Genomic DNA, 19,887 nt, shown 5'->3' with positions numbered 1-19,887 from the left:
ATCAGTCGCCTTGAACTATTCTTGTATGAGCCGTATCTCTATTGCTCATCTCGTGACGACACTATCTAGTTGCGAGGAATTAGCGAAACTTTTATTTGTAAAAATAAAAGGAAAGTTAATTCCTATGAAAGTACTCAAGTTTATTCTCCCTTTGTTTTTGTTAACTGGTTGTTTTTCACGCCAGGCCGCGATGACTCGCGATGGATACTCAGATGTCGAAGTGGGGATGACAGCTTCTGAAGTGACAAAGGTGTATGGGAAACCGTATAATATCTACTCAAAAGGTGATGAAAAGGAAACGTATGAGTACATTGAAAAGATCCGCATTGGCAATGAAGTGATCGAGCAACGGCGCTATTACATTGTGATTGTGGATGGAAAGGTCATTGGAAAATACATGAAGCTTTCGAACCCGCCTCCCTTTAACGCCATCTACTCAGATGATCCGTATCCTAACTATTGATCAGTGCTTGGAGCCAATCGATGCGCTTTGCGAGCATAGGTTGAATTCCGTATGACATAGTTGGATAAGCCACTAAGGATAAAAAGAGGGTGGCCGCGGAGAAGATCATGCAGTTCAGGGCAATATTATAAACTCTTCCCTGTTTGTTTTCTGCTTTTGATTCATCCTGAGCTATCACTGCGATTGCTGTTGAAGTCAGCAAAGTTGTAAAAGAAATAATTGCAATTGCCAAAGCTGCATCTTTCCATTTGGGAAGTTGAGCTAACGTCATTTCAGAGCGAGCTAAGTACTCAGCAGGCGTAATCCTTTTGAACAATGAAAAGGAAGGGGAAAAAATTGTAAATGAACTTGGAAGTGACATCTTTGAGCCTCTTTAACTACTTTGGGGTGTGAGTTCTATGAACTTTATGCAAACATTTTTCCAGTAAGCGTAATCATGAATTTGAAAAGTATAAACAACACTTGTGAAACCTGCAAGAAAAGCCGTAAGAGCGGAAGCCACAGTGATAAATGTTGCAACTTTTCGCACGTTTTCTCTTGTAGATTGATGGGCAATAAAACCAGAGATAAATGTAATCCCTAAAGCATGAATAGCCACTGAATTGGCGAATGTGCGAGCAAGCAATGCACTCTCAAGGCTCGTTCCGTAAACAGACAAGAGCTTTTCTAACTCAAGTTTTCCAAGTTTGCTGAGATGAGCTAGGGTAATGTTTGTCGTGTCAATTGTGACATTCGTTGTAAACAACCCTGAAAACTCTGATAAATGGCTAGACATTGTCATGTTTTTACTCCATCAAAATTTCGCAATAATAATATTCGAATCAATGTTTAAAGTAAACTATAATTCAATTTAAAATTAAACTTATAATTTAATTATTAAGTGCGGTTTTGTATCCATGATATTGCATAATTGGAAAGGTAGGATCCACCTTTACAATTGATGTAAGAAAATCCCGATAGCAATGCGATACAAAATAGAAATCTTGAGAAAATGTATAGAGGAGAAACTGGCACCGTGTAAGTGGTTGAATTCTCTGAATACGCTCTTTCATCTTCGTCCATTCCAGCGCGTGAATAAAGGAGAAGGGCACTAGCAAGAGTTGCTACAAAAACATACTGAGCCTTTCCTGCGATAGCAGTCATTCCAGTTCCTGAGCGGGTCAGAAAGTCAATTGCTGCTTGGGCTGTTTCAGGATTGGGTTCCTTGAAGTAATTAAATAGTGAAACTGGATTAATATAGCTAAACATCTGATCTCCTCCGAAGAATTTTTACTTTATCAAGGCGTTAAAATCAATGAAATTGAACCGAAATGGAAAAAAAACATAGCGATAGCTCATGGCGTGTCTTCCTATGGTCAGTTTGTGGGTCAAGTCAAACAGGATGCAAAGAGCAAGGCTTCCCACAGCGACAAGTCCAGCGCAGCAAAAGCCAATCCCAATCGTGCCAAGGGGGGCGAAGCCGTATTTGACTAATTGGTGCTGTTCGGCTTCTCTGTTGTTTCCAAAACGTGTTGCAATCAATAATGGTGCTGCAAAAAGTCCGCCAATTAGGGGAAATGTTACAGCAGCAATAAACGAGACCTTTGCAAAGCGTGTTAATAGCGCTTCATAACCAAAGCGAAAAATAGGTAGAACCTGTTCAAAAGGTGGAATTGGTCTCATTGTTCATTCAATTTAAATAAAATCGTATAAATTATGATTTATTGTTTGATAAAAGTCAATTAATATGAATGAACTGTCTAGATAAAAGAAATTTTATAAGTTTGTCTAGGTAAACGATAGTACGAGAGCTTGACTGTAGTTAATGGCGCTGTGTCCATTCACGATGTAGTAACCAACATTTAATATTTGAGAGAGTATGAATCCTTGGATTCCAATGTAGATGCCTGCTTTCAGCATCATTTCTGAAAGGGTTTCTATGTGCGTATAAGTTTTTTGAGTGAGACTATCAGGGCGGTTGTCGTAATTGTCGATGGTTTTTTCAAAATATTTTAAGGCAAAATAAATGCCCGCGCCAGCGACGGTGCCGACGAGGGCAGTTGTAAAATTGATCCGAGTAAACCGGGTCATAAACGATTCAAAATAAGTTATATCGCGAGGAGCTGACTCTGAAACTGTGACCGCGGTTTGTCCCATTAGGATGCTTTAATTTTAATGTCTACACCTGCTGCGACCGGAAGAACTTTGAGCTTATCGATCGTATCAAGAGTAGGGTTTAAAATGTCTAGCAAACGAATATGTGTACGAATTTCAAATTGTTCGCGAGACTTTCTATCGACGTGAGGAGAACGGAGAACGGTATACACTTCTCTTTTTGTCGGGAGAGGGATAGGTCCCACGACGCGCGCGCCAGTTCTCTTAGCCGTTTCAACGATGTCAGCAGTCGAGCGATCAAGAATACGTTGGTCGTATCCTTTCAGACGGATCCGTATTTTCTTTCGACTAGTTTCTTTTTTGGCCGGTTCTTTTCCCATAAGTTTTGTTCTCTTATTTCTTCATAATTTCTTCTTGAATTTTGGATGGGACACGTTCGAAATGACTTGGTTCCATCGTATAGGTCGCACGACCAGAGCTGAGAGAGCGGAGGGTCGTTGAGTAGCCGAACATTTCACTAAGTGGAACTTCTGCTTCAAAGATGACAACTCCACGCTCATTCTTTTGATTCATAATCTTTCCACGGCGACGGTTGATATCACCCATCACATCTCCCAAGAAATCTTCAGGAGTTGTGACCACGACTTTCATGATCGGTTCGAGGATGACTGGCTTACAAGTTTTAGCAGCTTCGCGGATCGACATCGATGCACAAATCTTAAACGCCATCTCGTTCGAGTCGACTTCGTGGAAGGAACCAAAGACAATGGAGACTTTAACGTCAACGAGGTTGTAGCCAGCTAGAACTCCGGTATCCAATCCTTCATTCACCCCTTTGATACAAGCAGGGATGTATTCTTTTGGAATGACACCACCGACGATCTTACTGACAACTTCGTTTCCTTTGCCAGACTCGTTCGGTTCGACTTCCAAGCAAACGTGCGCGTACTGACCACGACCACCCGATTGTTTGACAAACTTGGTGTCTGACTTTCCTGGAGTAGTGATGGTTTCTTTGTAAGAAACCTGAGGTTTTCCAACGTTCGCTTCGACCTTAAATTCACGCATCATACGGTCTTTTAAGATCTCGAGGTGAAGTTCTCCCATTCCAGCGATAATCGTTTGTCCAGTTTCTTCGTTTGTACTGACGCGGAATGTCGGATCTTCTTCAGAAAGCGCACCAAGTGCAACAGAAAGTTTTTCTCGGTCACCTTTAGATTTTGGCTCAATCGCCATCGAAATCACAGGCTCTGGGAATTCCATTTTCTCTAGGAGAAGCGAATTGGTTTCTGCGCAAAGGGTGTCTCCAGTGCTGGAGTTTTTAAGTCCAATACAAGCAACAATGTCACCTGTGAAGGCTTCTTCTAAATCCTTTCGTTGGTTCGCGTGCATTTCGAGGAGACGTGAGACGCGTTCTTTCTTGCCTTTTGTCGTATTGATTAGGGTCATTCCCTTTGTGAGGGTTCCAGAATAAATACGGATGAAAGTTAAGCGACCAACATAAGGGTCAGTGATGACTTTGAATGCAAGCGCTGCAAGAGGGCTATCATCTTTTGGTTCAAGACCTAGCTCTTCTTCAGTGTCTTCTTTCATTCCTTTGATTGTTCCACGCTCGATCGGTGAAGGCATCCACTTTGTGATGGCGTCGAGAAGAGGTTGGACCCCTTTGTTCTTGAAAGCTGAACCTAAAAGAACGGGGTTGATTTTGTTTGTGCATACCCCTTTACGAATCATTGCGTGAATTTCATCAGGAGTTAAAGAGTCAGGATCTTCTAGAACTTTCATCATGAAGTCTTCGTTCGACTCATCAACTGTCGCAAGCTCTTCGAGCATTTTGCCGCGCATTTCATCGCACTGATCTTTTAAATCGTCTGGAATGTCAGCGACGTCGTACTCTGCTCCCATCGTTTCATCTTTGAAGAGGTAAGCTTTCATGGTGACGAGGTCGACCATTCCGAGGAAGTCGTTTTCGGCTCCGATTGGGCATTGAACGGGGAGGGCGTTTGCTCCGAGTTTTTCTTCCATGCTCTTGACGCAGTAGAAATAGTCAGCTCCGACGCGGTCCATTTTGTTGATGAAAGCAATACGAGGAGCGCCGTAGCGCTCAGCTTGACGCCAAACTGTTTCAGATTGTGGTTGAACACCATCAACAGCACTAAAGACAGCAACGGCTCCATCGAGAACGCGAAGAGAGCGCTCAACTTCTACAGTGAAGTCAACGTGTCCGGGAGTGTCGATGATGTTGATTTTACAACCGTCCCAATAAACTGTTGTTGCCGCTGATGTAATGGTGATACCGCGCTCTTGTTCTTGTTCCATGTAGTCCATGGTGGCGGCACCTTCATGAACTTCTCCGATGCGGTGAACACGTCCAGAATAGTAAAGAATACGCTCAGTACAGGTCGTTTTCCCGGCATCGATGTGAGCCATGATGCCAATATTGCGTACTAGTTCTAATTTGTCTTTATCAGATCGCGCCATGATTCTCCTTTACCATTTGTAGTGTGCAAAGGCTTTGTTTGCCTCGGCCATGCGGTGGGTGTCATCTTTTTTCTTAATTGTGGAGCCCTGGTTGTTAAAGCAATCGGAAAGTTCCATTGCCAAACCATCAATCATATTGCGGCCAACTTTGCCTCTTGCATTTGAAATGATCCATTTCATTGCCATTGATTGGCGACGGTCAGGTGCGATTTCGATTGGGACCTGGTAAGTCGCTCCCCCAATTCTACGAGACTTAACCTCGAGAGTGGGCATCGCATTTTCCATGGCTTGCTCAAACGCAATGATGGGATCTTCTGCGTGAACTTTCTTTGCAAAGTTTTCAAGTGCTGAATAGACAATTCTTCTTGCGAGAGATTTTTTCCCGCTAAGCATCACACGGTTGATGAACTTTGTGACCACTTCACTATTGTAAATTGGATCGGGTTGGATTTTTCGTTTCGTAGCACGACGTCTTCTGGACATTTAACAATAACCTCTGTTTCTACTTAGGCCTTTTAGCACCGTATTTAGATCTTCCTTGCTTACGGTCTTTAACAGCCGTACAGTCAAGGGTACCTCGGACAACATGGTAGCGGACACCAGGAAGGTCTTTAACCCTTCCGCCGCGGACGAGAACAATACTGTGTTCTTGTAAGTTATGACCTTCTCCACCGATATAAGCGATAATTTCCTGACCGTTCGATAAACGAACCCAGGCAACTTTTCGCAGGGCAGAGTTAGGTTTCTTCGGTGTTTTTGTTTTCACCTGAAGACAAACGCCTCTTCTTTGAGGACATTTGACGAGCGCAGGCGATCTGCTTCTCTTTTTCTTGGAGACGCGCTCTTTACGGATAAGTTGGTTGATCGTTGGCATTCAGGTAATTACTCCTTTCGTTCTGCATTTTGTCATAGGTTTCAAAGACAAAAAACCATCAACATACAAATAATGTGGCAATATAACGCACCTGAAGATTTATTTGCAAAAGATTTTGAAGCGGCCTTCAATTGCCCCCAATTCCAACCTTCCTGCATTCCCACTCAACTTGAAACTAACTCTTAAATTGTTTATTATTAGTTAATTTTATTAAATTGTTTTCAATAATTATATAATAATTATAGTTGGGTTTAATGGCCTATCTTAATAGCAATTGGGGGTTAGGTGGGTTTCCGACGTCTCATTTTCTTTTGTCTTTTCTTTCTTACGGGTTTAGGGCAAGGGCTCTTTGCCGACAACTTCACATTGGGTCCGCGTAACGTCCGAGAGACGATGGAAAAAATGTTTGCCTACCACGTTGAGAACCGCGAGTTTTCACCGCTGGTGGTCCGCCGGTCCTTTAAAGTTTATATTCAACAATTTGATCCTGAGCGCCTCTACCTATTAAAAGGAGAGGTGGAAGGCTTCCTTTCTATAGATAACCGAACAGTGAACCAGATTATCCGCGACTATCGCTACGACAGGTTTCCGGCATATGCTCAGCTCAATCAGGCCATTCAAAAAGCCATTGTGCGTCAGCAAAAGATTCGCCAACAAGTTGTAGGGAAGATCCTTAGAGAAGGGCCAGCAGTATTATCGCAGGCTCTTCCAGACGAAGACTATGACTATGCAAGAGATCCTAAAGAACTCCACGAACGGGTCTACTTTCGTCTCATCAGAGAAATGAAATATTCTTTGAAAAAGAAGGGCGTCACAGATCCCTCACCGGAGCTGCTACAAAAAATTCTGATTTTCCGAGAAAGTAAGGTGACACTGAGCGAGCAGTCTTACCTGTCCCAAGGGGCTGAGGAGCTTGATAACCATTACCTTACCCTACATATCTTAAAAGCTATGGCCAAAAGTCTCGATGCTCACTCAGGATACTATAGTCCGAAAGAGGCCTATGAGATCCGTGCCAATCTCAAAAAAGAATTTTCAGGGATTGGGGTGGTTTTTCGAGAGGATTTTGATGGGATCTATGTGGCAGATCTTGTTCAAGGTGGACCGGCGCACAGATCTCAGCAAGTGGAGATTGGAGATGCTCTTGTCGGGCTCAATGGTCAGTCAGTGACAGCGATGCACTTTGAAGAAGTTCTCGACCTGATGAAGGGAGGTTCTGGTTCAAAAGTGACACTTCAGTTGCAGAAGCAAAAAACCGGAGAGCAGCGCTCTGTGCGACTCATTCGTGAAAAGATCGTGATGAACGATGACCGACTTTCAGTGGAGTTTGAACCGTTTGCAGATGGGGTCATTGGGAAAATCAACATGCCTGACTTCTACGATAATGGGGGAGATGTCAGTGCGGAAAAAGATCTGCGTGAGGCGCTAAGAACGCTTCGCAACCATGGAAAAGTCTATGGAATCGTACTTGATCTACGGGAAAACTCAGGGGGGTTTCTGACGCAAGCCATCAAAGTTTCCGCGATGTTTATCAATGGCGGGATCATTGTGGTTTCCAAGTATGCGGATGGAGAAGTGAGTTATGCGCGTGACGTCGATGGGCGTTATTATTATGGGGGCGCATTTGCCGTTCTCATTTCAAAGGCCTCAGCCTCGGCTGCTGAAATTGTGGCGGCAGCGTTGCAAGATCATGGTGCAGCACTCATTGTCGGCGACGAACGTTCGTATGGAAAAGGATCGATGCAGTATCAAACCCTGACTGATGAGCGGGCGACCTCCTTTTTCAAAGTGACGGTCGGGCGTTACTGCACTGCCTCAGGGCGCTCACCTCAAATCACCGGGGTGAAGTCAGATATTCTCGTTCCAACTATTTTCCATCCTTATAATATAGGGGAGCGGTATCTAGAACATCCCATAGCAAGTGACCAGCTTACAGGTGAAGTGTTTGGCTCCCTTAGCAAGATCAAGAAAAGGTCATTTCGCGATCGCGAGCCGATTTCGGTTCCTTATCTCGCTCCTCATCCTAGCGAGTGGCGTCAGATGCTCTCTCAACTGCAAACAAATAGCCAAGAGAGGCTTGAGAAAGATCGCAACTTTCAGTTCTTCCTCAAAGTTGCTGAAGGTTACCGTCCCAAGCGCACAGGCTTCCAAAGTCGACGAGAGTCGATTGTCTCTAATTTTGGAGCTGAAGACCTTCAGATGAAAGAAGCTGTCGAAATCGTCAAAGACATGGCTTCGATCTCTGTTTCAACCAACTAATTTTCAATAGTTTGAAAACTAATTATACGTAAATTATTAATAATAAGCTTATTTCAATTTAAAATCATTTATTTAATTTAATTAAAAAAATCTGTTATAATAGGATCAATTGGGGTAAGGAACGGGAAAGAAGTCTACAAAGTCTCAGATTGGATCTGAGCTTCTTATGATTCATTAAACATTCCATTTCAGACTCATATATTCGTACCTACACAAAAGGTATGACTCGTTGTAATAGAAGAGAACATTTTAGGATTTAATAAGATAGGTGGGAAGCGATGTCTGCAGATGTAAGTGTTTATTTAGGAACAAGTTGTGATCCATTATTAAGCGATACCAGAGACAATCAAGAAACAGGTACAGATTCAAATGGTCGAAAAGTCTCCTGGTATAAATACCAATGGACGCATGGCTGGGTTGTACACACACCTTGCCGTGTGGCGACACGGGCTCTTACCTTTTTCTGGGCAATTTTTAAAGCTCCTCTCTTACTTCTGAGTACTCCTATTACTGTTTGGTGGAAGAAAGAGATCTCAGAAGAAACTCATAATCCTGAAAAAGGGATAGGGTCTGTTGCAGTAGCTGTGAGACCCCCTAGTAAAACTCATGGAACCGGTAAAGGTGTTGTATCAGGTACTTTTAGTTCGGATCGCCTAGCGTATCGAACAGCATCAACACTAAAGAGAGAAGACTCAGAGGAGTTATTCTCAGGCTTTCCATATTGTGCAACAGTTCTTCCTGCATCTGACATGCGAACAAGAGATGAAATTGGAAGGCTTGGTTATCATTTTGGTAAAAGGCTTGGAAAGGGAAGTCAAGGTGAAGTATATGAGGTGGTCGGACCGGATCGTAAGACATATGCATTGAAAATGATTAGTGCGGAAAAAGCTGTACATAAACAGGCGTATGTGATCTCTGAAGAGCGAGGAGAATGTCTGGCGATCTCGTTTCCAAAACACGAGAATTTGATGCAAACCGAGGGAATCTTTACTTACAACAAGGAGACAGGCGCTTATCGTTATGTAACGGATCTAGGCTCGTGTTCAAGAGATGAAGTTGTGATTGGGCTTCTCATGGAGTGTGTCCCAGATTCACAAGAGCTGTTTGACTATGCTGTGTCAGGTGGTCCTAGAAAGAAAAAAGCTGTGCGAAACATTGGTCAACAAATTGCTCGAGGAATTGTTGAAATGCATGGTGAAGGATTTCTTCATCGCGATTTAAAACTTGAAAATGTCCTGATCGATAAAAAGGGAAACATCAAAATTGTTGATTTTGGATTTGCAAGATACCTTCCAACAAAATCAGACCGAACATTCACAGCTTGTGGGACACCAAACTATGCTGCTCCTGAGCTCATTGAAGGAGTTGGGTATGGAGAAAGTGTCGATGCCTGGTCGTTTGGAATTGTTTTGTATACACTTGCATTTGGTGGCTTCCCAATTCACGACGATCATGTTCCTTCACTTCTCCAAAAAATCGTCAACTTCGTGAAATATGATGATGTAGATCGCTTGTTGACTCGAAATGAGACTTATTTGTCTGGATCACCATTACTTCATGATAGGCAGTTTAGAGATCTCTTAGGTCAATTGTTGTGTCATCGAGATCAAAGGATCTCTATGGAAGAAGTGCTTAGACATCCATTCTTTGCCTAGAAGGCTAATTTTTTGAAAATTAATTAGTTGCTCTATATTTGTTTTTAGCAAACTTAATGTAAGTTGGTCGTGGTTAAATAAATTGCTTTAATTTTAATTAAGAGTTTGTTGTAATATAAGCAATTAGGGAGATAGAAGGGGAAAGAAATCAAAGTTCAATTCATGATATTCTTTCAAAACACAAGCATAATTAATTCATTTACGGCTATATACAGCTGCTCTTAAAGTGAAGGCAGATGATTCATCGCGATCTCAAACCTGCCAACATCTTAATCACAGCTGATGGTCAAATCAAGATACTTGATTATGGACTTTCTCGAGCTTGCAAAGAAGATGAGGAAATTTTTTCTCCATTCGGATCACCTGTATATGTGGCTCCAGAGATCATATTTAATGATGATAGCTATGAAGGGGGTTACGATGAGAAAGTGGACGTTTGGTCTTTTGGGGTTCTGTTCTATAGACTTGCATTCGGTGAGGCTCCGTTTAGAGGAGGGACTATTGCTACACTCGTGCGTGATATCATTGACTTCGCGCAAAATAACGCCGAAGGGTTGGAGCAGATCAGTGACAGGTTTCCTACCGACTTAGAGAGGTATCCTTTAGCGGGTGATGAAAACTTTAGAGATTTTCTCAACAAGATTTTTTGCAAACCAGAAGATAGGCTCTCAATGAAAGAGGTGCTCGAACATCCGTTTCTCATGCCAATGGAAGAGGCGCTGCAAAATGTTTCACTTGTTGAGAGCGCAGAAGGGTCGATTCATGAAGCGGAGCTTGAGCAGTCAGTTTCCGTTTAAGTAAAATTAGATGCCGTTCCCAGCGGTAAGTTGGTGGTGGTGGGGAGTTTTCGCTGCCAGTGACTTACCCTTTTTTTGGGTCGATTTATTCAAATAATTTTTCCGTTTGACTATGACGCTACGTTATTCCTTAATATTGGGGCATCCTTTATATTTGATGGGAAATTCTCGAGGAGATAAAGGAGACTTCAATGGGATATACAGTCGCTCAGCTCGCAAAACTTTCAGGTGTGACGGTGCGCACCCTCCACTGGTATGACAAGATTGGCCTTTTAAAGCCGGCATATCATGGAGTCAATGGGTACCGCTTTTATGAAGAGGAGCAGCTTTTGTCTTTGCAACAGATTCTCTTTTTTCGAGAACTGGGGTTTGAACTCAAAGACATCCGTCGTGTGCTTGGAAGGAGCGACTTTGACCAGCTGGCAGCTTTGACGTCCCATCGTCAGGTCTTGAAGAAAAATTTAGAGAGAACCAAGAAGCTGATAGTGACCATTGATAAAACCATAAAACACATTAAAGGAATGAAAAAAATGGAAGAACAGGAAATGTACCTTGGTTTTAGCAAGGAAAAACAAAAAGAGTATGAGCGGCAGCTCATCGACCGGTTTGGTCAGTCGGCGAAAGATCACATTGCGGAAAGCAAGGAGAATCTCAAAGGCTGGACCAAAAAGGATTTTGAGCAGGCTAAAGCTAATGCTCATCAATTTTGCGAAGAGCTCGTGCAAGCCTTAGAAAAGGGACTCGAGGTGAACTCGGAACCTGTTCAAAAGGCAACGCGGAAGCACTTTGAGTGGCTCAGTCAATTCTGGACTCCCAATAAAGAGACCTATGCTGCGCATGGGAAGTTTATTGTGGAGAGCGAGTTGCGCACTTTCTATGAAAAGTACCACCCCGCGCTTCCTGAGTTTCTAGCAAATGCGATTCAGCATTTTGCAGATCAGGAGCTCTAAAAATAGGCCGGTGCATCGCACCGGCTTTTTCCTAAAATATCTTTTGCGGTTGCATTCCTTCCTTTTCAAAAAACTGTTTAAATTGTAGTTAAAAACTGTGAAGACGCAAATTTTTGAGACAAGTTATGGATAGAGCAATCATCACATTGGACATCATTAACGAAATTTGTCATCCCGATGGGAAGTTAGCTCGTTACTCAGATAGAATAAGCAACAAAAAGATCATCGATCGGATCAATGCGGTTTTAAATTGCTCATTCGGAATTTGTGCGTTATTTTCCTCTTTAGGTTTTAGCTTAAGCGAGAGGATTTATTGGATGGCAACAGCACAATTTTACCAGTCGGAAAAAAAGCGTTTTAAAATGAAAGTGGGGGTTTCTCTTGTGATTTTTCGAGAAGAGGAAGTGCTTTTGATCAGGCGCTATAATACGGGCATTGACGATGGGTGCTACGTTTTGCCAATGGGAGGAGTTGATCAAGATGAAACTGCTCTTGAAGCTCTTGTTCGTGAAGCTAAGGAAGAGGTAAATGTGACAGTGCAACCAGAGGCACTTGAACTCGTTCATACAATGCATCGTTTGCACCACTTACCCGATGAAAACTGTTTTGAGCAAATAGACTTGTTTTTTCAGCCGAGGCACTTTTCAGGGGAAATTAAAAATATGGAATCGCACAAATGTGATGAAGTGGCATTTTATCCTCTTGATGCTTTACCAAAAACAACAGCGCTCTTCGTCTGTCAAGCGTTAGCCAATATTCGTAACAAAGTGACTTATTCAGAGTGTGGCTGGGAGAAGGTTACCATCTAAGTCTTCTAAGCAGCATTCGTTCTCAATTAACATGTTCTAATAGCTTTTCAATTTGATCCCGTGGGGGATACTTTTCTGCAGACAATGTCTGCAGTTTTTCGTTGTGATGGAACGATCGATAGAAGCCATCCATATTTTAAAGTGTCAAATTTTGTCTTTGTTCGTGACTGGGGATGAGAAGAATAAGAAAATGGCCAGAGCCAGAATCGAACTGGCGACACAAGGATTTTCAGTCCTCTGCTCTACCAACTGAGCTACCTGGCCATTTTAAACTAGATCAAATGAAGAAAGATAGAGTTTCAGTCGTTTTTTCGCAAGTGCTTTATTTGCTTGAGAAGCTTGCATAATCATTACGCAAGCTATTAATAGGCGAGCTTTCATAACATTTACTCTGTTCCATTGACACACCTTTACCTCTTGTCGCCGCCTTTGTAGCCCAAGGGCGGTGACAATTTATGTTCCAGGGTTGGAAAGAATTCTTACTTGGAGTAATTTGGTTGCGTATAAGGAAAAAATTTTTGAGGATAGTCATGAAACGGTGGGCATTTATCGCGCTAATGGCGCTAGTTTTCGCAAGACCGGGGCATGGAGCTTGGTTATTTTGGGAAACAGAAGTCAGCGACCAAGCTGAAGAGATCACAATTGAACAGCCTCAGGACTATGGTCCTGAAACTTATGAGCGGGCTTATGGCTACTTAAGAGGTGGCGCAGCCATCCTCGGCGGAGGATGTCTAGTGGGGCTTGCTGCATTTGGTGTGGTGTCATTGCCGGCAGCATCTCTTGCTGCAGTTCTCATTGGAATGGGATTGGCTGAGATTCACCATGCAAACAATATTGTGGATTACTCGATTCCTGAAAACCGGGAACACTATGTTCACGAGCTAGAAGATATTCCTCTTTGGGCAGCTGTCGATCAATTTGAGTGGCAAGAGCTCATCGATCGAGGGTTTTTAACTCCTGATCAAATGCGCATCAAATTTTTTGAAGACACTCAGGATAGCTCTTTTCATGAAATTGAGCGGTTTTATTCTGTGCCAGCTATCACAGCGCAGGGGTTCTTGCATCAAGATGAAAGTGAAGCGCTCTTGGCATTTCATCGTCAATTCCTCGAGCTTCAATCGGATGAGGAACATTTGAGAGAATCACTTTCTGAAAAATATGCGAGAAAGGTGGGACTTGCCCTTCAAGGGTTGGGCATTGAGCAGCCCTGGACCACAAACGACTTCATCTTTTTTAAGATCACGCCGGAAAAAGCATCAGTTGCATTTTCTGAAGATCTCAAAAGGTGCATGGATGCACATCATCTCAATGGGGAAGTGAGAGAAAGTAATGACGAGATCTTAGATGAAGCTGTTGAAGACTACAAAGCTGGGTTTCAAAAGTGGCTTTCGCAGGTGCAGCATTTAGATCAGCACTATTGGCAGTGGCGCAGTTCAGTATCCCGCGACTAAAGAAAAGTGGAGTCTTTGGTGAGGACCTCCACTGACTGAAGGATCGGTGAGACGGTGAAGTTGAAATCCCCAGTCTGCTCGAAAGGTCAAGTAGGGTGCTACCTGATAGCGTACACCTGGGCCAATACTCACGAGATTGTTTGTCTTGTGTTGGTCTGTCACAGCCCGCTTCACTTGCTGGAATCCGTAATCAAAAAAGACGAGAAAGACAAACTCATCATGAAATTTCTTATAGCCTGCTAAGGGATTGAAAATACTGACAGGTGGGGTGCGCACCTCAAAATTTAAAATGAAAACGTTATCTCCGTTAACAATCCGCTCTTTATACCCGCGCACAGTATTGTAGCCTCCTACACCATATTCTTCACTTGGCAATAGATTGACGCTTGCAAGTTGCCAACGGAGCGTCGAATGAAAGGTCCACTTTTGATAAAAATCCCAAATCAGTACAAAGGCACTGCGGGCATACGCATAGTGGTTTTTCGAATAAGCGCGGAGGGATTGATAGTCAGCGTTGCTTTGGTCGGCAACCCACTGCCCCGGTGAATAAAACCCTTCGACTTCAAAAGAAAGATTTAGGGGAGCCACTTCATAACCCAAATTGTATGCTAGCATGACCTGGGTGAGGTTGATGTTGTTATCAGAAATCACAGGACGTCCACCAAGTGCTAAGTTGTTATTGGTCCTTTTGAAATCAAATCCCCAAATCACTTCATGCAAAAAACTGCGCATCGGTTTTAGTGGGATGTTGTAACGTAAGCTAGCTTGCATCGACCACCCTTTAGTGTGAAAGTGGGTTCCTTTCACATTGGGGATGGTGTAGTCTGCATCGACATGCGAGTATCCCCCATAGATGTTTAATAAATGGCGCCAAGGAAGGGGCGCTTCATAAAAGAGAGTGTGTGCATAAAAACGTGTAAAATCAGAAGACGTGACAAATTGATACGAAAGACGCTGATCGGTCCAAAATACTTTTCCCCAATCCACTCCAATAAAGAGGCGATTGTTCCCTGTCACATCATTGCCCGTATTATCGATCCCAATGTAGGTGCGCAAAGGAAACCGATCGTGAACGAGCAGCTCTAAATCGGTTGTGCCTGGTTCTTCACCTGGCAAGTAAACCGCATCAATTTGACGAAAGGGGTTGCGGTTGAGCCACCACAAATCTTGATCCAAAATATCCGAAGCGAGATTTTCATCTTCTTGCAGCCGGATCTGCTTTTCGATGGACTCTTTTGAAAACCATTTGTTTCCTTTCACTTCAACTTTTCCCAATTGGCTTTCTTTTACAATCATCTGCACGACGCCATCAGAGATGTCTTGTTCAGGAATACTCACATGGACAAGTGGATGATGGTTGTGATGGTAGTAATTTTGAACCCGTCTTTTTAGTTCCACTAGAGTTTCTTGGTCGATGGGCTTTCCAATTAAGGGGCGTAGTTCTTTTTTCAGTGAAACAACTGATCCGGGAAGGTCAATCTTGTGTGCTAAAACACCATGAACTTCCTCATACCCAGCTGGATTTAATTCATCTTGGCTTGGCACAAGAACAAGACCTTGAAAGGTGAGTTGACTTGCTTTTTGATCAGAAAGATGGCGTTTATCATGTGGCAAGAAGGGAGAGCTCGCGCAAAACAATGCGCTAGAAAGACACACAAAAAACAAAAGAAAAACGCATTTTTTCATCGATACTAAGCTGCAATCCGCAGTTTTGCCCTATAGCGTAGATGCGTAAAATGCGTCTAGGTCAATTAGGTGATATCAAATTCATCGTCGCTCAATAGTCTATCATTGTCAGTACGTACTTCTAACGCTTTTTGATCCTCTACCGGATCAGAGGTTTCAAAGCTGTAGTCAATCTTATCACTGTTGAAATCGAAGTCAGCAGTAAGTTTTACATGATATGTTTTTGTCTGCGGTTCCAGTCCTATTGGAGGTCTTTGTAAAATATAATGATATGAGACACGTATGGTTTTTTCTGATTCATCTATATGAACTTTGTCTTGCTGCAAGGGATTTGTTGATAGGTAATGCCCTGTTGGAACAGGGTACCGATTTTTTAAACGGACACCGGGTCCTTGGCCAATTGTTCGTAAGAAAAAGGCAGTTTTTTTTGGGTCTCCATCGAAACCCTTATACACACGAGACAGGAGTCTTGTTAAATCAGTTTCTTGAAGGTCTCGACGAAGTATTCTATCTAGGAGTGTCATTTTCATTTCACTTTCAACAAGATCTCTGTGAATTCCTAGACCTGATGTCGTAAGAGCTTCAAAACATCTTTTTGATTTTTCGACTTTTTTCGGGTCATCAAAGACAATGAGGTCGTGAATTAAGGCGATGTAGGGAGCAAGTCCTAAGGTGAAAAAGCTCTTTGCAAACTTCCAAACCTTCATTTTTGTTGAGTCATAGCTCCGGAATACAAAACCCTGAAGCCAAGGATCGTTGACTTTGTCCCACGCTTTTTTTGCGTCAACGACTCTATCGTCGCCTTGATAAAAACTATGAAGCCCATGGATGGTACCGCCATGGGTAGGTTGAATTGTTGTGGTCATGATTTTCCCCTAAATTTTGCCCCTTAATCATGTTGTCATCTGTTTACGTAACAGCTATAGCTTGTAGCTTCGAGTTTTTTCGAAATCTACGGTTGCTGTTATATGGTAGGATTGTTGTGAAACCAGCTGCGGATGCCGCTGTAAGTGTTGCGATTAATCGCCATAATTTACCCCAATATTTACCACCTTAACACTATTATAACACATTTTTTAATTAATTTTTAAAATATTGTTTATATATTGTAAGCTATTTATTTTTAGTTATTTTTGGATTATCTCAGTAGCTGTCCAATAGCGGAAAGTGGGGCGTTTGATGGAGAAGTGCTCGGCCTCAGGAGTGTGACCTTTAGGATAGGTGACGGTAAATGACTCAGATTCAGCTTTAAATTCATTGTAAGGATGAAGATCGCGGAAGAGCTCAGCTGTAAAAGGTCCTGTGAAGTTGACGACCATGCGGACGAAGTCTTTTTGGGTCACTCCTTTGGAGTTGATCGAGATCAGACCAATCTCTTTGTGGAAGACGGTGAATGTTTCTGAAGAGGTGGTGAGGGAGTGGTTGTTTTGATGAGGGTAGAAGATTCCCCAGAGTTCTTCTTTGGTATTGATGTAAAGGGGGGCGGAGGCAACACGGTAGCCATTGAGGGTTCCATCGATAGAGTTTAGGCTGCGTTTAGCGGTGAAGATTTGGATGGGGGCTTGTCCTGAAGAGAGGCTAGCATTGTGTCCTAGGACGAAACCTCCTGTTCCAACAGCTTGGGGATAGAGGGTGTCGACAAGAAGGGTCATACCTTGTTCTCCGTGACATTCAAGGCGGGAAAATCCTTCGATGAGCATCGATTTTCCTGCGGAGATAGTTAGGTCATCTGTTAGGGAACGAGCGAGACTGCTATTTCGCAGGTAGATGTTGCCTTGGAAAGAGTTGAGGGTGAGTGGGCCTCCATGAGCAGTTAGGTGGGAAGAATGGTCTAAGAAAACAGTTTCTCCAATGGAAAGATCAAGGCTTCCTTGAGTTGCGTTGATGGAGGAACTTTGAGTCATAAAAAAGTTGTGTACGACGGTGATTTTGAGTTCTGCTCCTCTAATGGTAGGTTGGATGGTGGTGAGGGGGTTACTCATCGAGAAGTCGTGTCCGATGGAGATGAGAAGAGGGCCTTTTTTCCCATCAATGGAGCTGTGTGAAAAGAGTTCGAGATCATGCCCTACAAAGAGGTTGGTATTGGGACTGCGGATGAAGGCTTGACCTGTTTGTGTTCCATTGAGTAAGACGTCTTCTTGTGCGTGCAACATCATTCCTTGAAGGGAGAGGAGAGTTACCTTCTTCGGCGGTGAGGAGGAAGGTTCCTCCTGAGGATAGTTGGACAAGGTGGTTGGATCCGATAGTGGCATCACTTTGGATGGCGTCGAGTTGGATGGAGCCATTGGTTTGAATTGTCAAAGGGCCGACCGCAGAAATTGATGCGTCTGCATGTTCGGCCATGAGGTTAATGTCTCCTTCAATGCGCTTGAGGGTGATCGAGCCGAGTCCTCCTTCAATGGCGGCAGTGTCTTGGAAGGCCCAAAGTTCAATGCCTTGCTTCACGTTATCGACGACGAGATTTCCAAATTGATGGGAGAAGGAAATGAGGGCTGGTCCTGATTCCCCAAAGAGATCGATAGAGCCTGCTCTTTGAATGATGATATCACCCATCCCATTGCTACGAAGTTCTGCGGCAGCATTGTCTCTTCCATTGAGGTTGAGATGCCCAATTGAGTCGATTTTCAGAGGGCCATTTTCAACATGGATGAGAGCAGGGGCTTTAAGTGTTGAGCTCAGAGCGATGCCTTCTTGAGATTGTAGTGTGATCGAACCAGCTTGGGTAGTTTTGATGCCAGCGCACTGAGTGTGTTGTCCGAGGATGTCAATGGCACCTGTCGCATCGAGCTTGATGTGACCTGCAGTTTGAATGAATGCAGGTGTTGTTGAGAGTTCGGGGGTGACTAAAATGGGGCCGTTTTTGGCAAGGAGTTCGATGTTACCAGTTCCTGTATTGACGAGTTTTCCATTCCAAATGATCCCTTCTTTTCCGGTAGAGTTTAAAGTAAGAGTGTGTGGGCTGTCGTAGGTGCTGATCACATCTGAGCTGAATCGAATGTGTCCTGGAAGTCCTCCTAATCCTTCAAAATAAGTTTGGATGGTCACAGGTCCCTGCGTCAGTTCAGCAAGGAGGGTGTCGATGCTTAAGTTGACGACGTCGGATTTCGGGATAAAGTTGGGGGGCATGGAGGTGTAATTGTGCTCGAAGAGTGTGGAGATGACAAAGTTGGCTTCGGGATCAATGAGCAACGTTCCATTGGTTCCAAAGGGAGCAAAGCGATCGGTTGTTCCGTGGAAAAGAGTGGACTTGTTTCCGGACACTTCAATGAAACCGGCGTTTCCTCCATACAGTCCAGCGCGTACTTCTGCTTTTCCTAAAAAGAGAGAAGTTCCTTCTGAAAGCACGAAGATATTTCCGCCCGGCCCAGCTTCGAAGGCACTTGCTTCTAAACGGGCACCTGCTGCGACAAAAGTGAGATCAGAACTGCCCCCGAGTTGGATATTGCCGGCATGATGCCTATCAGAAACAGAAAGGAGAGCTTTATCAAGGATGAGGACTTGTTTTCCCAGGGCGGTGATTTCTCCATGCGGAGCCCGGATGGTGCCCGAGATGGCGGTTGTTCCTTGATCGGCGCGGAGAAGAACACGCCCGTTTTCATGTTGGAAGGTGAGTGCGTCGATTTCACCGCCGTGTTTGATGGCGAGGTCATACAGGTAGCCGTCAGCCTCGAGATAAGTTTCAAGAGCTGCAATTATCCCCTGTTGGTCGATACCACTGTCCGTTTTTTCATCACAAGAAGGCTGGATGAGAATCCGTTTTGCGCTATGCGGTTTGAGTAAAACGTCTGCTGCAGCAACAAGCTCTGTTTTTCCTTCGAAGGTTTCTATTGATCCAGTGTTGAGAATATGGCGGCTGAAGAGCGAGACATTGCCCGAAGTCGATTTGAGAGTTCCGTGGTTGATGATGGCAGCTTTTGAGGAGCCATGAAAGTGCAGGGTGTCATCTTTGAGAAAATCTTCGAGAGATAAGTTGAGCGTCGAAGCAATCAGTTCACCAACGTTGACAAGGGCGTTTTCACCAAAAAGAATGCCATTTTGGTTGAGGAGAAAGAGTTTGCCATTGGCTTCAAGGGTGCCATAGATTTCACTGAGTCGGTTGCCGACGACTTGATTGAGGACGACAGATTGGTTACTGGGTTGGGTGAAGCGGGTGATTTCTCCTACGCCAATTGAGAAGTCTTGCCAATGGATGACGGTGTGATCGTTTGCATGGATATGACAGGTCTGATGAGAATGGGTCACTTGAGCTTCACCATGAACGACATGATGGCCTGAAGGGTTACTCCAAGCGAGCCCCGATGCAAAAATAGCAAGTGCTGTAAGTGTCCGCCTCATGGACTTCGTTTTAAGTGAAGAGGAATTTAATTG

Annotated in this window: 20 protein-coding genes and 1 tRNA gene; 7 read left to right on the top strand and 14 right to left on the bottom strand. The window is 43.7% G+C overall.

From position 1 onward, the window contains the following. Positions 1 to 124: 124 nt before the first annotated feature. Positions 125 to 463: an outer membrane protein assembly factor BamE domain-containing protein gene (gene bamE, locus ACOOFG_RS10520; RefSeq protein WP_420421426.1), complete on the top strand. Its 339-nt coding sequence runs from the start codon at positions 125 to 127 to the stop codon at positions 461 to 463. On the opposite strand, the gene ACOOFG_RS10515 is transcribed toward bamE, so the two are convergent. The 9 genes from ACOOFG_RS10515 to rpsL all read right to left on the bottom strand — a co-directional run bounded on the left by ACOOFG_RS10515 (position 453) and on the right by rpsL (position 5,912). Further along, positions 453 to 824, bottom strand: coding sequence for a hypothetical protein (locus ACOOFG_RS10515; protein ID WP_420421425.1), 372 nt, complete (start codon positions 822 to 824; stop codon positions 453 to 455). The genes bamE and ACOOFG_RS10515 overlap by 11 nt on opposite strands. A 12-nt stretch (positions 825 to 836) precedes the next feature. Further along, a complete protein-coding gene (locus ACOOFG_RS10510; RefSeq protein ID WP_420421424.1) occupies positions 837 to 1,244 on the bottom strand; it encodes a hypothetical protein in 408 nt (135 codons plus the stop codon). Positions 1,245 to 1,339: 95 nt separating this feature from the next. Further along, on the bottom strand, positions 1,340 to 1,711 hold the full coding sequence (locus tag ACOOFG_RS10505; protein ID WP_420421423.1) for a hypothetical protein: 372 nt from the start codon (positions 1,709 to 1,711) through the stop codon (positions 1,340 to 1,342). 21 nt (positions 1,712 to 1,732) lie between these two features. Next, complete coding sequence (locus ACOOFG_RS10500) at positions 1,733 to 2,125, bottom strand: hypothetical protein (RefSeq protein ID WP_420421422.1); 393 nt, start codon at positions 2,123 to 2,125, stop codon at positions 1,733 to 1,735. Between the two features lie 105 nt (positions 2,126 to 2,230). Further along, positions 2,231 to 2,599: a hypothetical protein gene (locus ACOOFG_RS10495; protein ID WP_420421421.1), complete on the bottom strand. Its 369-nt coding sequence runs from the start codon at positions 2,597 to 2,599 to the stop codon at positions 2,231 to 2,233. Further along, positions 2,599 to 2,937, bottom strand: a complete 339-nt coding sequence (rpsJ, locus tag ACOOFG_RS10490) for a 30S ribosomal protein S10 (RefSeq protein WP_420421420.1) — start codon at positions 2,935 to 2,937, stop codon at positions 2,599 to 2,601. Before rpsJ ends, ACOOFG_RS10495 begins: the two co-directional genes overlap by 1 nt. A 13-nt stretch (positions 2,938 to 2,950) precedes the next feature. Beyond that, positions 2,951 to 5,038 carry an elongation factor G gene (gene fusA, locus ACOOFG_RS10485; RefSeq protein ID WP_420421419.1) on the bottom strand — a complete coding sequence of 696 codons (2,088 nt, stop codon included), beginning with the start codon at positions 5,036 to 5,038 and terminating at the stop codon, positions 2,951 to 2,953. Between the two features lie 9 nt (positions 5,039 to 5,047). Beyond that, positions 5,048 to 5,521, bottom strand: a complete 474-nt coding sequence (gene rpsG / locus ACOOFG_RS10480) for a 30S ribosomal protein S7 (RefSeq protein WP_420421418.1) — start codon at positions 5,519 to 5,521, stop codon at positions 5,048 to 5,050. 19 nt (positions 5,522 to 5,540) lie between these two features. Further along, positions 5,541 to 5,912 carry a 30S ribosomal protein S12 gene (rpsL, locus tag ACOOFG_RS10475; RefSeq protein ID WP_420421417.1) on the bottom strand — a complete coding sequence of 124 codons (372 nt, stop codon included), beginning with the start codon at positions 5,910 to 5,912 and terminating at the stop codon, positions 5,541 to 5,543. Positions 5,913 to 6,197: 285 nt separating this feature from the next. On the opposite strand from rpsL, the gene ACOOFG_RS10470 reads away from it, so the two are divergent. The 5 genes from ACOOFG_RS10470 to ACOOFG_RS10450 all read left to right on the top strand — a co-directional run bounded on the left by ACOOFG_RS10470 (position 6,198) and on the right by ACOOFG_RS10450 (position 12,382). Continuing rightward, on the top strand, positions 6,198 to 8,171 hold the full coding sequence (locus ACOOFG_RS10470) for a S41 family peptidase (protein WP_420421416.1): 1,974 nt from the start codon (positions 6,198 to 6,200) through the stop codon (positions 8,169 to 8,171). A gap of 278 nt (positions 8,172 to 8,449) precedes the next feature. Next, positions 8,450 to 9,826: a serine/threonine-protein kinase gene (locus ACOOFG_RS10465; protein WP_420421415.1), complete on the top strand. Its 1,377-nt coding sequence runs from the start codon at positions 8,450 to 8,452 to the stop codon at positions 9,824 to 9,826. Between the two features lie 236 nt (positions 9,827 to 10,062). Further along, positions 10,063 to 10,623, top strand: a complete 561-nt coding sequence (locus ACOOFG_RS10460) for a protein kinase domain-containing protein (protein WP_420421414.1) — start codon at positions 10,063 to 10,065, stop codon at positions 10,621 to 10,623. Positions 10,624 to 10,814: 191 nt separating this feature from the next. Continuing rightward, positions 10,815 to 11,573 (top strand): MerR family transcriptional regulator, encoded by a 759-nt coding sequence (locus ACOOFG_RS10455; protein ID WP_420421413.1) that lies wholly within the window; start codon positions 10,815 to 10,817, stop codon positions 11,571 to 11,573. A gap of 125 nt (positions 11,574 to 11,698) precedes the next feature. Further along, the gene (locus ACOOFG_RS10450) at positions 11,699 to 12,382 is read left to right on the top strand and encodes an NUDIX hydrolase (RefSeq protein WP_420421412.1); all 684 of its coding nucleotides are present in this window, start codon (positions 11,699 to 11,701) and stop codon (positions 12,380 to 12,382) included. Between the two features lie 191 nt (positions 12,383 to 12,573). Here the strand turns inward: ACOOFG_RS10450 and ACOOFG_RS10445 are convergent. Next, a tRNA-Phe gene (locus tag ACOOFG_RS10445) sits at positions 12,574 to 12,646 on the bottom strand. A gap of 266 nt (positions 12,647 to 12,912) precedes the next feature. Between ACOOFG_RS10445 and ACOOFG_RS10440 the strand changes: the two genes are divergently transcribed. After that, the gene (locus ACOOFG_RS10440) at positions 12,913 to 13,833 is read left to right on the top strand and encodes a hypothetical protein (RefSeq protein WP_420421411.1); all 921 of its coding nucleotides are present in this window, start codon (positions 12,913 to 12,915) and stop codon (positions 13,831 to 13,833) included. Here ACOOFG_RS10440 and ACOOFG_RS10435 read toward each other — a convergent pair. The 4 genes from ACOOFG_RS10435 to ACOOFG_RS10420 all read right to left on the bottom strand — a co-directional run bounded on the left by ACOOFG_RS10435 (position 13,816) and on the right by ACOOFG_RS10420 (position 19,854). After that, positions 13,816 to 15,519: a ShlB/FhaC/HecB family hemolysin secretion/activation protein gene (locus ACOOFG_RS10435; RefSeq protein WP_420421410.1), complete on the bottom strand. Its 1,704-nt coding sequence runs from the start codon at positions 15,517 to 15,519 to the stop codon at positions 13,816 to 13,818. The two genes, ACOOFG_RS10440 and ACOOFG_RS10435, sit on opposite strands and share 18 nt — an antisense overlap. 65 nt (positions 15,520 to 15,584) lie before the next feature. Further along, positions 15,585 to 16,385, bottom strand: coding sequence for a hypothetical protein (locus ACOOFG_RS10430; protein ID WP_420421409.1), 801 nt, complete (start codon positions 16,383 to 16,385; stop codon positions 15,585 to 15,587). 261 nt (positions 16,386 to 16,646) lie between these two features. After that, complete coding sequence (locus ACOOFG_RS10425; protein ID WP_420421408.1) at positions 16,647 to 17,675, bottom strand: hypothetical protein; 1,029 nt, start codon at positions 17,673 to 17,675, stop codon at positions 16,647 to 16,649. Then, entirely contained in the window at positions 17,578 to 19,854 is a 2,277-nt protein-coding gene (locus ACOOFG_RS10420; RefSeq protein ID WP_420421407.1) for a filamentous hemagglutinin N-terminal domain-containing protein, read from the bottom strand. Before ACOOFG_RS10420 ends, ACOOFG_RS10425 begins: the two co-directional genes overlap by 98 nt. Positions 19,855 to 19,887 lie beyond the last annotated feature (33 nt).

The sequence above is a fragment of the Simkania sp. genome (assembly GCF_965215465.1).
GTDB lineage: Bacteria > Chlamydiota > Chlamydiia > Chlamydiales > Simkaniaceae > Simkania.
Note: the sequence above shows the minus strand (reverse complement) of the source record. Positions and strands in the feature narration are given on the sequence as shown.

Bases quoted from the DNA above. Each gene is read 5' to 3' on its own strand.
- bamE (WP_420421426.1), top strand. From the start codon at position 125: ATGAAAGTACTCAAGTTTATTCTCCCTTTGTTTTTGTTAACTGGTTGT.
- ACOOFG_RS10515 (WP_420421425.1), bottom strand. From the start codon at position 824: ATGTCACTTCCAAGTTCATTTACAATTTTTTCCCCTTCCTTTTCATTG.
- ACOOFG_RS10510 (WP_420421424.1), bottom strand. From the start codon at position 1,244: ATGACAATGTCTAGCCATTTATCAGAGTTTTCAGGGTTGTTTACAACG.
- ACOOFG_RS10505 (WP_420421423.1), bottom strand. From the start codon at position 1,711: ATGTTTAGCTATATTAATCCAGTTTCACTATTTAATTACTTCAAGGAA.
- ACOOFG_RS10500 (WP_420421422.1), bottom strand. From the start codon at position 2,125: ATGAGACCAATTCCACCTTTTGAACAGGTTCTACCTATTTTTCGCTTT.
- ACOOFG_RS10495 (WP_420421421.1), bottom strand. From the start codon at position 2,599: ATGGGACAAACCGCGGTCACAGTTTCAGAGTCAGCTCCTCGCGATATA.
- rpsJ (WP_420421420.1), bottom strand. From the start codon at position 2,937: ATGGGAAAAGAACCGGCCAAAAAAGAAACTAGTCGAAAGAAAATACGG.
- fusA (WP_420421419.1), bottom strand. From the start codon at position 5,038: ATGGCGCGATCTGATAAAGACAAATTAGAACTAGTACGCAATATTGGC.
- rpsG (WP_420421418.1), bottom strand. From the start codon at position 5,521: ATGTCCAGAAGACGTCGTGCTACGAAACGAAAAATCCAACCCGATCCA.
- rpsL (WP_420421417.1), bottom strand. From the start codon at position 5,912: ATGCCAACGATCAACCAACTTATCCGTAAAGAGCGCGTCTCCAAGAAA.
- ACOOFG_RS10465 (WP_420421415.1), top strand. From the start codon at position 8,450: ATGTCTGCAGATGTAAGTGTTTATTTAGGAACAAGTTGTGATCCATTA.
- ACOOFG_RS10460 (WP_420421414.1), top strand. From the start codon at position 10,063: ATGATTCATCGCGATCTCAAACCTGCCAACATCTTAATCACAGCTGAT.
- ACOOFG_RS10455 (WP_420421413.1), top strand. From the start codon at position 10,815: ATGGGATATACAGTCGCTCAGCTCGCAAAACTTTCAGGTGTGACGGTG.
- ACOOFG_RS10450 (WP_420421412.1), top strand. From the start codon at position 11,699: ATGGATAGAGCAATCATCACATTGGACATCATTAACGAAATTTGTCAT.
- ACOOFG_RS10440 (WP_420421411.1), top strand. From the start codon at position 12,913: ATGAAACGGTGGGCATTTATCGCGCTAATGGCGCTAGTTTTCGCAAGA.
- ACOOFG_RS10435 (WP_420421410.1), bottom strand. From the start codon at position 15,519: ATGAAAAAATGCGTTTTTCTTTTGTTTTTTGTGTGTCTTTCTAGCGCA.
- ACOOFG_RS10430 (WP_420421409.1), bottom strand. From the start codon at position 16,385: ATGACCACAACAATTCAACCTACCCATGGCGGTACCATCCATGGGCTT.
- ACOOFG_RS10425 (WP_420421408.1), bottom strand. From the start codon at position 17,675: ATGATGTTGCACGCACAAGAAGACGTCTTACTCAATGGAACACAAACA.
- ACOOFG_RS10420 (WP_420421407.1), bottom strand. From the start codon at position 19,854: ATGAGGCGGACACTTACAGCACTTGCTATTTTTGCATCGGGGCTCGCT.